General features: G+C 46.2%; 10 protein-coding genes. 3 read left to right on the forward strand and 7 right to left on the reverse strand.

Translation table 11 applies throughout. From position 1 onward, the window contains the following. The first annotated feature begins 143 nt into the window (after positions 1 to 143). Positions 144 to 1,391 (forward strand): MFS transporter, encoded by a 1,248-nt coding sequence (locus HFD99_RS09155; RefSeq protein WP_016822853.1) that lies wholly within the window; start codon positions 144 to 146, stop codon positions 1,389 to 1,391. 127 nt (positions 1,392 to 1,518) lie between these two features. On the opposite strand, the gene HFD99_RS09160 is transcribed toward HFD99_RS09155, so the two are convergent. Continuing rightward, entirely contained in the window at positions 1,519 to 3,198 is a 1,680-nt protein-coding gene (locus tag HFD99_RS09160) for a glutamine--tRNA ligase/YqeY domain fusion protein (protein ID WP_025366028.1), read from the reverse strand. Between the two features lie 206 nt (positions 3,199 to 3,404). On the opposite strand from HFD99_RS09160, the gene HFD99_RS09165 reads away from it, so the two are divergent. Beyond that, positions 3,405 to 4,130, forward strand: a complete 726-nt coding sequence (locus HFD99_RS09165) for a copper amine oxidase (RefSeq protein WP_123797746.1) — start codon at positions 3,405 to 3,407, stop codon at positions 4,128 to 4,130. An 84-nt stretch (positions 4,131 to 4,214) separates the two neighbouring features. Beyond that, on the forward strand, positions 4,215 to 4,763 hold the full coding sequence (locus HFD99_RS09170; protein WP_013373475.1) for a GNAT family N-acetyltransferase: 549 nt from the start codon (positions 4,215 to 4,217) through the stop codon (positions 4,761 to 4,763). A 105-nt stretch (positions 4,764 to 4,868) separates the two neighbouring features. Here HFD99_RS09170 and HFD99_RS09175 read toward each other — a convergent pair whose 3' ends face one another. The 6 genes from HFD99_RS09175 to HFD99_RS09200 form a co-directional block, all read right to left on the reverse strand. Beyond that, positions 4,869 to 5,363, reverse strand: a complete 495-nt coding sequence (locus HFD99_RS09175) for a GNAT family N-acetyltransferase (protein ID WP_016822850.1) — start codon at positions 5,361 to 5,363, stop codon at positions 4,869 to 4,871. 104 nt (positions 5,364 to 5,467) lie between these two features. Further along, positions 5,468 to 6,715, reverse strand: coding sequence for an MFS transporter (locus HFD99_RS09180; RefSeq protein ID WP_123797747.1), 1,248 nt, complete (start codon positions 6,713 to 6,715; stop codon positions 5,468 to 5,470). A gap of 46 nt (positions 6,716 to 6,761) precedes the next feature. Then, positions 6,762 to 8,894, reverse strand: a complete 2,133-nt coding sequence (locus HFD99_RS09185) for a molybdopterin-containing oxidoreductase family protein (protein WP_123797748.1) — start codon at positions 8,892 to 8,894, stop codon at positions 6,762 to 6,764. A gap of 356 nt (positions 8,895 to 9,250) precedes the next feature. After that, positions 9,251 to 10,096 carry a formate/nitrite transporter family protein gene (locus HFD99_RS09190; RefSeq protein WP_016822847.1) on the reverse strand — a complete coding sequence of 282 codons (846 nt, stop codon included), beginning with the start codon at positions 10,094 to 10,096 and terminating at the stop codon, positions 9,251 to 9,253. A gap of 393 nt (positions 10,097 to 10,489) precedes the next feature. After that, a complete protein-coding gene (locus HFD99_RS09195) occupies positions 10,490 to 11,851 on the reverse strand; it encodes an FAD-dependent oxidoreductase (protein ID WP_016822845.1) in 1,362 nt (453 codons plus the stop codon). A 391-nt stretch (positions 11,852 to 12,242) separates the two neighbouring features. Beyond that, the gene (locus tag HFD99_RS09200; protein WP_016822844.1) at positions 12,243 to 12,719 is read right to left on the reverse strand and encodes a glutathione peroxidase; all 477 of its coding nucleotides are present in this window, start codon (positions 12,717 to 12,719) and stop codon (positions 12,243 to 12,245) included. Positions 12,720 to 12,826 lie beyond the last annotated feature (107 nt).

Genomic DNA, 12,826 nt, shown 5'->3' on the forward strand with positions numbered 1-12,826 from the left:
TTGGACAAAATTGAAATTTACATAATTGTAATTTTATTGGTTTGTTAACCCTTTCAACACATGATACATTGGAATAAAGAACATTCCCACAGATCGACATCGGTGCGTAGTTCTCTATCGGGCTAAGAAAGGAATGGCTTGTCTTGCAAAAGAGAGAAATTCAAGAGACTCCCCTATATTCCCTAAAGCTATATAACTTTTTTCTATATGGAGCTATGGTCATTTTCTCCAGCTTCTTTCCGTTGTATCTACAAGATATCGGCATGGACAAGCTGGAAATCGGGAGTCTGATGGCCATCGGACCTTTTGTATCTGTATTCGCGAATCCTTTCTGGGGATATACAAGCGACCGCAGCCGAAATCTCCGACGTATCCTACTATTTATGATTATAGGTACACTGTTACTGCTCCAAGCTTTATTTCATGTTCACACGTATGTCATGATTTATGTGTCGATGATTGGCTTTTACTTTTTTCAAAGCCCGTTATTTGCCCAAAGCAATACCCTGATTCTCAGTTATATTGAGGGCACGGACCGGAAATTTGGTTCATTTCGCATATGGGGTTCCTTCGGTTGGGCTGTGACTGCGGCAGTTGCCGGCATCGTTGTTGACCACACAGGAGTATCCAGTATATCGACTATCTTTACGATACTTCTTCTGGCTGCATTGATCTGCACTTTGGCAATTCCACCACTGAAAAGCACTGTGGAGACGGCAACCATTCATTTGCGTGGCTTTGGCAGTATTATATTAAACGGATATTTCATATCCTTCATTTTGTTAGGCATCCTTGTATCAATTCCTAATTCAATCAACGGCGCCTTTATGTCCTTGTACATCACCGAACTGGGTGGGTCCAAGCTGATGCTTGGTTTTGCCGTTTTTATGTCATCGGTATTCGAAATTATTGTCTTTTTACTGTTTGATCGCTTCTTGAGGAAAAAAATGACCGTGATGGTCGGCTGTTTGGCACTCGTCAGTTTGCTGTTTGCCTTACGTTGGGAACTCATGGCGCTGGCTACAGACCCGATCCAGATTGTGTTCATTCAGGCACTTCATTGTGTCACCTTCGGTGGATATTTCTATGTAGGCACCCAGTTGACCGTCCTGTTCACTCCTGCAGCATACCGATCATCCGGACAGGCCGTATATACCTTGACTTGGAGTGGTATATCCGGTATCGTAGCAGGTTTTGCTGGCGGTTGGCTATTCCAGAACTTCGGCGGTGAAATGATGTACCATGCAGGTGTCTTCTTCGCCCTGCTGGGCTCTGCGGGATTCGCTATCATGTGGTATATGCTGTACAAGAACGGCTACCAGCCAGGGCATGGCGGCGAGCACAAACCAGGCGAGCATAAACCAATAGAAGAAGCACCACAACGACAATAGAGTGTCTCCAAGTCAATGGTCATGCTCTGAAGAACGGTTGTGCGTAAAATAAAGGAGTCTGCCGTTGGCAGACTCCTTTTTCACTTGGTCGCACGAAGCAACCATCCGTCCCACTGTTTCCAACGTCTTATTGCTTAGGCAATTGGAAAGAGCTTTTCAATGATACCACACGGTTAAATACAGGCTCACCCGGTTTGGAAAGCTTGGGATCTACACTGAAATAACCATGACGGAAAAATTGGAACTTGTCCTGCGATTGTGCTTCTTTCATATTCCGCTCCACATAGCCATGAGCAATTTCCAAAGAGTTCGGATTTAATTGATCAAGGAATGTTTTTTCCGATCCATCCTCTTCCAGCACCTCTGGTTCCTCTGCGTTAATCAATGGCTCATACAAACGGAATTCAGCCGGAACAGCCTGAGTAGCCTCAACCCAATGGATTGTACCTTTCACTTTACGTCCCGTAAAGCCCGATCCACTCTTGGTTTCTATATCATAGGTACAGTGAATCTCCGTTACATGACCGTCCGCATCCTTAATGACATCGTTGCATTTAATGAAGTAAGCATGTTTGAGACGCACCTCATTACCAGGGAACAAACGGAAGTATTTGCTCGGCGGATTCTCCATGAAATCCTCACGCTCAATATAAATCTCACGAGAAAACGGAATTTGGCGTGTTCCAAGCTCCGGATTTTCTGTATTGTTCTCCGCCTCCAGCATTTCCACTTGTCCTTCAGGATAGTTCGTAATGACCACCTTCAACGGATCTATAACTGCCATCGTACGAGGAGCCTTAAGCTTCAAATCCTCACGTGCAAAATGCTCCAGCACCTGCAAATCAATGACTCCGTAGGCTTTGGAAATGCCTGTCTCATATACGAAGCTGCGAATGGCCTCTGGCGTATAGCCGCGACGACGCAAACCGGAAATGGTTGGCATCCGCGGGTCATCCCAGCCGTCTACGTGTTTTTCATCAACCAGAAGCTTGAGCTTACGTTTGCTGGTTACCGTTTGAGCTAGATTTAGCCGTCCAAATTCGTATTGATGAGGTACGTTTTCCATCTCGCATTCAGCTACAACCCAATCGTACAGTGGGCGTTGATCTTCGAACTCCAGCGAACAAAGCGAATGGGTTACGCCCTCAATTGCATCTTCCAGCGGATGAGCATAGGAATACATCGGATAGATGCACCAGGTATCGCCTGTATTGTGATGGGCCGTGTGTGAAATGCGGTAAATAACTGGGTCACGCAAATTGATGTTTGGCGAAGCCATATCAATCTTGGCACGCAGCACCTTTTCACCATTCTGGTATTTGCCTGCACGCATCTCTTCAAACAGCTTCAGATTGTCTTCCACACTGCGATCCCGATAGGGGCTGTTTTGTCCCGGTTCTGTCAGTGTTCCGCGCGTTTCACGGATTTGGTCCGCACTTTGGTCATCTACGTAGGCTTTCCCCTTTTGGATCAGCAGGATAGCACGCTTGTACATCTCTTCAAAGTAATTGGAAGCAAAATGTTTTTCTTCCCATTCATAACCAAGCCACTTCACGTCCTCCTGAATGGAGTTCACATATTCCGTGTCTTCCTTCGCCGGATTGGTGTCATCAAAACGCAGGTTCGTGCGTCCTCCGAATTCATCTCCCAACGAGAAATTGATCCAGATGGCTTTAGCATGTCCAATATGCAAATATCCGTTGGGTTCAGGTGGAAAGCGTGTAACAACCTCCTTGACCTTACCCGTACGTAAATCCTCTTCAATAACATTTTTAATAAAATTGGGGGGAGTAATCGGCTTCTCCACACTAATCAACCTTTCTTCCGTATAATCTGTATACAACCTGTTCCCTTAAATATACCCTTTCACACCGCATAACTCAATAAAATGAAAATCGGGATGCTCTCTTCAGCAAAAAAAGATGCAAGTTATGAAAAAGAGTTAACATTTTCGGCAAATAAATTCGTTATAGTGTATATATCTTTTATTTTACCGGAAAAGGAGACCCACCCGTGTTTAAGCTGTTGATCGTCATCCTGCTGTCTATGCTACTATCCTCTTCCGTTATGACTACCGATCATCCTTCTTCAAGCATGGTGACCGAAACTGCATTATCTCATCCGCTGGCCAGCGCGCCAGAAGACTCATCTGTCCGCTTATATGCCGTGAGCCCGTCTCAGAGGCTCTTTCATTCAGCCGTACTGGAAATCGGCCAGCAGCGCCGCACATTCCAGTGGTCGGGCTCGGCGGATATTTCCACCGCACCACAGTTATTTTACAGAGATGTAAACGAAGACGGGATCCGTGAAGCCGTTGTTATTCTCACGCGTGCCTCGGGAACGGGTGTGGAATTGCAGGAGTTGCATATTGTTAACGTACAGACAATGGAGGAATATGCCGTTGAATCAGCGGAAAATGCTGTATCCCAGCGAGTACACAGCTCCGTGGAGCTACGTGACCACAACCGCCAGGTACATATCGCTGTTATGATTGACGGTACTACACACACGATGGACCCCAAAGCGTCTGTATTTTACGATGATCCAGCCCAGTTTACAAAGCATCTCGATTTTAGCTCTGTTGTAATGTATGACGCCGAACAATTCCCACTCCATGCCACTGTATCCGGTAGCGTATCGCCAAGCGAATTTGTAGGGGATTTGGATCTGAAATATGTATACGAGCAGGGGCGGTTCCGGGTGGGACCTATAAAATTTGAAGCTTCCTCTCCCTTTTGACGACTCTCGCAGAATAAGGTAGCATGGGATTAAATGCTAGACTGGCTGGTTTAGCGATTTTCCGAGTGAAAGAGGGGATTAATCATGTTTACATATGCGTTGGACGAACGCACAGTCCTTCGGCCGCTCACCAAGGAGCATGTGCAGCCTCTGTTTGAGCTGATCGAAATGTCCCGTGACCGTCTGCGTCAATGGCTTCCATGGGTAGACTCCACCACGGAAATCAGCCATACAGAGCAGTTCGTGCAAGGCGCCTTGAAACAAGCCGCAGAGAACGGTAGCCTGACCGCTGGAATTTGGATAGACAACGAGCTTGCTGGCATCATCAGCTACCATGAGATCAATTGGGCTCACCGTTCGGTTAGCATCGGATACTGGCTTGGGCACGGTTACGAAGGACAGGGTCTCATGACCAGTGCCTGCCGCGTATTCGTCGAATATGCGTTGATGGAGTTGGACTTGCATCGGGTCGAAATCCGTTGTGCAACGACAAACCGCCGCAGCCGCGGTATTCCAGAACGCCTGGGCTTTGTGCTCGAAGGCATTGTACGCGAAGCAGAGTTGCTGCCAGATGGCTATATGAACCACGCAGTGTATGGTATGCTCCAGAATGAATGGAAGCAACTTCGATAGCCTTGTACTGCACAACAACGCCGCAGGCCTGATCAGGTCTGCGGCGTTGTTGATTATGAGCTGGACATCACAACCGAATGTTGCTGCCTGTCTGTATCCTCCGGTCTATTTTAAGAAATAGGCCATTAGAACATCATCCACAAATTGACCTGCGATATAAAACTCCTCATGCAGTCGCCCTTCAATTGCAAAACCACATTTTTCATAAAACATAAGGGCTTCCGTGTTACAGGAGAGTACACGCAAACTTAACTTGCGTATGCCCTCCGCAGCCGCAATCTCCTTCATGGAGTTCATGAGCGCCGTCCCAATACCTTTGCGATGATAGTCTGGACGCACAGCTATATTTATTTCGAGTACATGACAATTACTAGCCAACAGCGTTGGAGGACGAAATCCAATATACCCGCAGAGCACTTCCTGTTCGATGGCGACCAGTTGAGAGCCTGGAGGCGTATTGCGCAGAAACTCTCCGCGCGACTTCCATGACAGCGAAGCAGGAGCCGTGCGTTCATTCCATACCAATTCATCCAGCGCAATCAGATCAGGAGCATCCTTCATCTCCGAATGACGTATCGTCAAGGGTTGACTTGTAAACAATTCCTTTCAATCCTTCCTGTGAAGGCTTTCCTGAAGCAATAACTACAACCATTCGTCACTTATTGTACCATAATCGCAGCTCATTACTGAACTTTTATTAGGACTTAAGAACTGGGAACGTCCACCTTGGAAGAAGTATCAAAATCACCCATATTGTGACGGTAACGATTCAACCAGCTATGCAGGACGAAAAATAGAATCGACAACACCGCTACGCCCGCTGCCAGCCAAAGTGTAGGAGGTAACCCACCGCCATCATACAACTTCCCCATAAAATAAGGTCCCATCACCCGTCCGGCTGCACCAATGCCCCCCACAAGTCCAATGTAAAAGGGTGCGCCCCGACCTCCATAATCAGACAGGAATGCTGGAACCGCAGGTGCAATCAGCATTTCTCCCAGAGTCGCCAGTACCATAGCGAATATCATCCCAGTATAGTTCTGTGTGCCCAGTATGACAATATAAGCTGCCAAATAAAATCCTCCAGCCCATGTCATTTGCGCAGAAGCGTGATGAGCGTACAGTCGTTTGATCCAGAAAATAATAGGTTGTGCGGCAAAAATGAGAATACCATTCAACGTCCATAATAATCCATACATCGTTTTAGGCAAGCCCTGTTCAATAATATGGGGAGAGACTCCCGTATTCCAGATCGAATTGCCGAACCATAAAAAAAGCGAGCCTAACCCCACAAAGAGATACAGCCTGGTATCACGAAACAGCAACCGAGCGGGTACTTCTTCTTTTTTCATCACAGACTTGCTGAGCTGGACTTCTCCCTCTTCCCGATCTACCCTGCTTAGATAAGACCAGAAGAATCCAGCAAATACCGCAGAAGTCACCCCGTTCATCACAAAGCTGAGCTGATAGGAAAGGTCGGCCAGAACGCCGCTCAGTCCCGTTCCGAGTGCCACCCCAATATTGTTCGCGACATAAATGATATTAAACAGCTCTCCACGCCGGTCAGCAAAACGAAAACCTACAAAGGCCTGAATCGCAGGCACAGATACCACATTAAAAAAGCCGATAAAGCCCATCATGATGACAAAAGCCACCCAATGACCACTGGTAAATGGAAGCGAGAGAAGTCCCAACGCATTCATGGCCAGTGAGCCGACAATCAGTTGCTTGGCTCCAATACGATGATAAAGGGCTCCGCCCAGCACTTGACCAAAAATTCCGCCTAAAGACTGCACTAAAATTGCAATCCCCGCGTCTTCCATACTACGGTTCAGTTCGTCAAATACATACATGCTAACGAGCGGCCACATGAGGGAACTTCCGGCGGAATTAATCAGGCTGGCAATGAGAAATACTTTTACTTCTTTCGGATAAGACTCCAACCATTTCATATGTTTTGCTTCTCCTTTTGCACCTGGCGCCATGAAAGGCAGTTTCTCATTGGCGCTTCACATTCACCACCGTTGAGAAAAAAGTAGCCCCCTGCCCCATATCCGACAGCCGGTCAGAGGTTAACGCATTGGCGCGCTGTCTGCGTCCTTTGCCTTTCCACCATAATCCTTGGCTAATCACCGTGCCGGGCAGCATCAGATCGGTGACCTTGGCTTTCAATTCATACATTCCCCTGTCATTCCAGACGATAACCGGATCACCATCTGCGATGTCTCTTGCCTGAGCATCCTCCGGGTGAATTTGCAGCAAGGGCTCCCGTTCCAAGCGCTGATGTTTGGGCAAATTAGCAAATGTAGAATTCAAAAAATTATGGTTTGGCGGTGAAACAAACATCAATGGAAAACGATCATCCGCTTGCGGCCGATGCTCTCCGTCATACCCTTCGACCAGCGGTACATAGGAGGGCAATGCAGGCAGACCTGCTTGTTTCATCTTTTCCGAATACAACTCTATCTTGCCTGAAGGCGTAGTTAAACGCTCCAAATAAGTAGCCTTTGGCGTCATATCGAGCTTTACAAAAGGCGACTTTGTTAAGGCATCCAAGGTTACACCATTGAGATAAGGGTTCGTTGGATTATCAAGCGCGCCTGCGATCATATCCTCTTCACTTTCCGTAAAGACAGCTTCATCAAAGCCCATTGCCTGTCCGAGCAGGCTAAATAGCTCATAATTGCTTTTGCTTTCCCCTAGCGGATCAATAACAGGCTTCTGCATCTGGATATAGTGGTGCCAGTACGATTTGTATAGATCTGTTCCTTCAAAAGAAGACGCAGCAGGCAGCACAATATCTGCATAGCAGGCCGTATCAGTAAGGAACAGGTCATGAACAACCGTAAACAGATCCTCTCGTTCAAATCCCTCCGTTACCCGTTGCGAATCGGGTGCTACAACTACTGGATTACTACAATATACGAATAACGCCTTAATCGGCTGTTCCTTTTGTAGCAGCGCTTCTCCAATCCGGTTCATGTTGATCACCCGGGCATCCGGGTTCTGTCGCAGATCAGGACGCTCCAGATGGGCGCTGTTAATCTTGGCATAAGCGCCATTGGAGCGCGACGCTCCTCCGCCGTGCTTCAACCATTGTCCAGTGAGTGCAGGCAAGCATGTAACTGCGCGTACGTTCATACCGCCATTATCATGATGCTGAAGCCCATTTCCAATATTGATATAGGCCGCTCGCGCCTTTCCGTACATTTCCGCCAAACGGATAATATCCTCTTTCGGCACGCCGGTAATCCGCGAAACCCGCTCTGGTGTATAGGTCTTAACATGCTCGCGCAGTTCCTCGTGACCTACAGTATAGCGATGTAAAAATTCGTCGTCTGTCAGTCCCTGATCAAACAGTACATGCATAACCCCCAGCGCAAGCGCCGTATCTGTACCCGGATATAATGGAATGAACCAATCCGCCCATTGCGCCGTCCGGTTGCGATGAACATCAATTACGACCACCTTAGCACCTTTTTTACGTGCTTTCTCAGCCAATACGACCTGATGCATGTTGGTGCTAATGACATTTCCACCCCATACAATAATGAGATCTGCATCTTCTGTATCCTCCGGGCTCGTGCCGCCCTTAAACCCCATAACGGATGCCCAGCCTTCATTCCCAGCCACGCTACAAATTGTCTGATCCAGCTGGCTTGAACCCAGTGCATTGAAAAAGCGACGATCCATTCCATCCACACTCAATACGCCCATATTGCCATAAAAGCTGTAGGGGAGTATGGATTCCGGTCCATCCGTACGTATCAGCTCCTTGAACCGACCTGTAATGGTATCGACCGCTTCCTCCCAGCTAATTCGTTCAAATTTCCCTTCCCCTTTGGCACCTACACGCTTCAACGGATAAAGCACCCGATCCGGATCATATACGCGCTCGGTCATATTGCGGACTTTGTTGCATATAGCCCCTTTGGTAATGGGATGATCCGGATTACCAGTCACCTTGACTATCTTTCCATCTTCCTTGTGAAGCAGGAGCCCACACGTATCCGGGCAATCCAACGGGCATACAGCCGGAAAAATACCATTCTGCTGCTCCGTCATCCGCTGTCCTCTTTGTAAATTTTGTTGAAGTGTGGCCTCAAGAGGCGCGCTATTGCGATGATCCATGGTTAAATGCTCCTTTCCGTTACCGTTTCCAAAAATTACACTGTTCTTATCATATCTACAGCTTTGGCCTATGGCAAGAGAAGGATTTTACCACACAGTAGCTCTCCAAAATATAAAAAAATCCGTCTGCTGCATAGAGCAAAACGGAATTTTAAAAAGTATAATTATTTTTTTATCATTCTGTTTCATCATTACATACCCAGGGTAAAAGAGATCAAGGCATTATGGACGAGAGCACACTCATCCTCCATGCCAAATCATGGACCACTCCCAAAAAAATCCGCCATGACAGGTTTCGTTCCCCCGGGCCTGTCATGGCGGATTTGCTTTGTTTATTGCTTCATAAAGTAACGTGATTATGCATGATCACTCAACGGCTTGGATGTAACTGAAGAAGTAGTTTGAGGTTCATTCACGGAATGTGTGTTGGCTTGAGTTTTTTTCAGATAGGCCAGCCAGTAGGCTCCAGCCACAAACAGACTGCCTCCTACCAAATTCCCCAACCAGACCGGAATGAAATTCATAACATACTCTGCCCACGAAAAATGACCTGCAAATATAGCCGCCGGAATGAGAAACATATTGGCAACAACGTGCTGGAATCCAATAGCAACAAAGGCCATGGTCGGGAACCAAATTCCCATAATTTTGCCGCCGATAGAGTCTGTGCTATATGCCATCCATACAGCCAGTGCTACGAGCCAGTTACATCCTATACCTGATATAAAAGACTGCAAAAAGCTTTCATGCAGCTTATGTCCTGCCATATCCACCACTTTATCCAGGTAAGGACCCGTTTCGGTCAAGCCTAGAACATGCCCAAAGAAAAACGCAACAAATAATGCACCTGCAAAATTACTGAGCGTAATAATTGCCAAATTACGAAGCATGGCCCCTGTCTTAATTCGCCCTGCCCATCTCGCCAAAGGGACTGCCATCATATTGCCGGTCAGCAATTCCCCACCAGCTATCAAAACTAACACCAGACCTACAGGGAACACCGCAGCTCCAATAAAGGTAGCAATGCTTCCCCATTCTTTAGGTGCACTTGCAATAACGCGTATATCCAGCAAAAACCCGAGTGCAATAAATGCACCTGCCAAAAATCCCAATACCACCGCCACAGTCCACGGGTTGTTCGCCTTGGCCACTCCTGTTTCCACCGTCTTTTCGGCAATTTGCCCCGGTTTATAGCTTGCCATCTGCCCCCGCTCCTTTAATATCTTTTAAACAAAATATTCTTCTTTCATATTTTATTTAAAATCAGTGATTTTGTTTGTGAAAAAAATCACTTTCTCAGCTATAAAAAAAACAGCCCTCGAAAAAGGACTGTCTTTCTATTTTATTACATCTACTGCTACTGCGGTGCTATGCGCTTTACATTTAATTATATTCTTCCTTTTCAACGGCTTTCAAGAACCAAAGTACTCCGCCCAGACCGATGGCTGCGACAACTACAAGAAAAAGGATATAAAACAAACCCATTATCTACTTCTCCCCCTAATCCTTATGCTCTCTATATTGTACTATAAGGATTCATCCGTACGCTTTCAGATTGTTGACAAACTTATGAACAATGTCACAGACAAATCGGATTATACAGTAACTGGGTTCCGTTCGGATATTGTAGGCAATGCCTGCAAACCTGCCGCGTTCAGGAAATTCCAAGGCTTGTTATAGTGCGGCTGGAAGAAGAAATCGACAAAGGCCAACTGATCAATGGTCATATGATTTTGAATGGCTACAGACAGGGTGTTAATGGATTGCGTCAAATCGACCTTCGACATAATTTGTGCCCCAACAATTCTCCGTGTCTCCTGCTCATATACAACCTTCAGCAACACCTTTTCAGAAGTCGGCATAAACTCAGGACGGTAGCTGTCCTCAATGGTTACAGCTTCTACAGTCATCCCCTCGTCCGTTGCTGCGGCTTCCGTCATTCCTGTTCCCGCAATATTATCTTCGTAAATTTTGATACCCGAGGTTCCTTGTGTTCCCATGTAGGCAATGGTAGGTTGTACCAGATTACGCGCCACCAGCGTACCCATACGAACCGCATTGGTCGCCAATGGGATATAAGCTGTTTTGCCAGTCGGATTATAACGAATTGCACAACTGTCGCCTGCTGCAAACACGTCTGGGCAGCTACTTTGCATATAATTGTCCACAATGATCGCACCGTTAGGCAACATATCTACCTGACCTTTGAGCAGATCCGTTTGAGGTCGGAAACCGATACAGAGTATAACAAGCTCTGTTTCATATTCTCCTTTGGAGGTCACGACCTTACTTACTTTACCGTTAGTCCCCTCAAAACGACTTACTGTCTCGCCAAGTACCAGCTTAATGCCATGTTCTCTCAGGGAATTCTCAATCCGGTCTGTATACTCATGGTCTAAATACTTATTCAATATACGATCAGCACTGTCGATCAGCGTTACGTTCTTACCGTTCATTTGAAAAGCTTCTACAAGCTCAACACCAATGTATCCAGCTCCCACGACAGTAATGTTCTGTACGTGCTGGGCTTTCTCAATGATTTCATTCGAATGATTATAGTTTTTGCAGAGCAAAATATGATCAAGTTCAATGCCTTCCAGCTTCGGAATAATTGGCCACGATCCAGTAGTCACAATCAATTTATCAAATGTATCCGTAAATTCCTCACCGGTTTGGAGATTACGTGCATGCAGCGTCTTGCCCGCTGTATCTACACTCGTTACCTCATGAAGCATCTTGGTCACTACACCCATATCAGCCAGTTGATCTGGGGACGAATAAAACAATCCGTGCGGATCTTTGACGACACCACCTACATACAGTGCAATACCACAAGATAAAAATGAAATATTGTCATTACGCTCATAGACCGTAATTTCGGCATCTGGATAACATTTAGCTGTGTTGACTATGGCTGCCGTACCTGCGTGTGTACATCCGATAACTGCTACTTTCATGTTGAATTCCTCCTTGGTGTGTGGGCATAAAATGTATAATAATTGTGAATACTTTCACTTATATAACTCGTTACTTCTTGTGATTTATTTCACTTCATGTGCTTATTATAGTGTGATATTTTTCACATTACAATAGCTTTTTATGATATTCACAATTTGTCCACATTTTAAAAGGCAAGGATATCTGAACTCAGCCGTTTGCTGAAATCTTTTTTTGCTCCATTCAGTTTTCCCTACCTGCCTCTTGATTATGCTCCTGGAACAGACTTTCACACGATACGTCAATCTTTAGGCAAATGCGTATGTAGGGAATAAAAAAAGGTCCGTTTCCCCTAAGACAAGCGGAAATCAGACCTTGTTTACACATATACTTTGGAATTACACGAAGCTATTATAATAACTGCTCAATGGCCGTTTTCATCGCTTCCGGTGACTCCTTGGGCTCAAAGCGTCCCACAGGCACACCTTCACGATTCACAATGAATTTTGTAAAATTCCACTGAATTGTACCATCTTCCTGTTCTCCAGGCTGTTGCTTCTTCAGATATTCAAACAGAGGGGCTGTATCTGGTCCGTTCACATCCACTTTAGCGAATACCGGGAAATTAACCCCGTAATTCAATTGACAAAATTCAGCCGCTTCCTCGCTGCTGCCCGGCTCCTGACCGCCAAACTGGTTGCAAGGGAAGCCTAAAACAACGAGTCCCCGATCCTTATATTCGTCATAAAGCTTTTGCAAATCCCCATATTGCGGGGTAAGTCCGCACTTACTAGCGGTATTCGCAATAACCAGCACTTTACCTGTGTAAGTTTCCAGAGAAACCTCCTGATTGGCTGGTGTTACGGCATTATATGAATAGACAGACATATAGCATCCTCCTTCATGTCGCTTGGTTTAGGTTCTCAACCTATTTTACCCAAAACGTGACGGACATGCCAATATTCACAAACCCTTACCGTGATGCTGCCACTTGG

Source organism: Paenibacillus sp. EKM301P (assembly GCF_011800295.1).
GTDB classification, from domain to species: Bacteria; Bacillota; Bacilli; order Paenibacillales; family Paenibacillaceae; genus Paenibacillus; species Paenibacillus polymyxa.

What these genes read in the sequence shown, in the direction of transcription:
- HFD99_RS09170 (WP_013373475.1), top strand. Translation starts at nt 4,215, where the DNA reads ATGTTTACATATGCGTTGGACGAACGCACAGTCCTTCGGCCGCTCACC.
- HFD99_RS09185 (WP_123797748.1), bottom strand. Translation starts at nt 8,894, where the DNA reads ATGGATCATCGCAATAGCGCGCCTCTTGAGGCCACACTTCAACAAAAT.
- HFD99_RS09200 (WP_016822844.1), bottom strand. Translation starts at nt 12,719, where the DNA reads ATGTCTGTCTATTCATATAATGCCGTAACACCAGCCAATCAGGAGGTT.
- HFD99_RS09180 (WP_123797747.1), bottom strand. Translation starts at nt 6,715, where the DNA reads ATGAAATGGTTGGAGTCTTATCCGAAAGAAGTAAAAGTATTTCTCATT.
- HFD99_RS09195 (WP_016822845.1), bottom strand. Translation starts at nt 11,851, where the DNA reads ATGAAAGTAGCAGTTATCGGATGTACACACGCAGGTACGGCAGCCATA.
- HFD99_RS09190 (WP_016822847.1), bottom strand. Translation starts at nt 10,096, where the DNA reads ATGGCAAGCTATAAACCGGGGCAAATTGCCGAAAAGACGGTGGAAACA.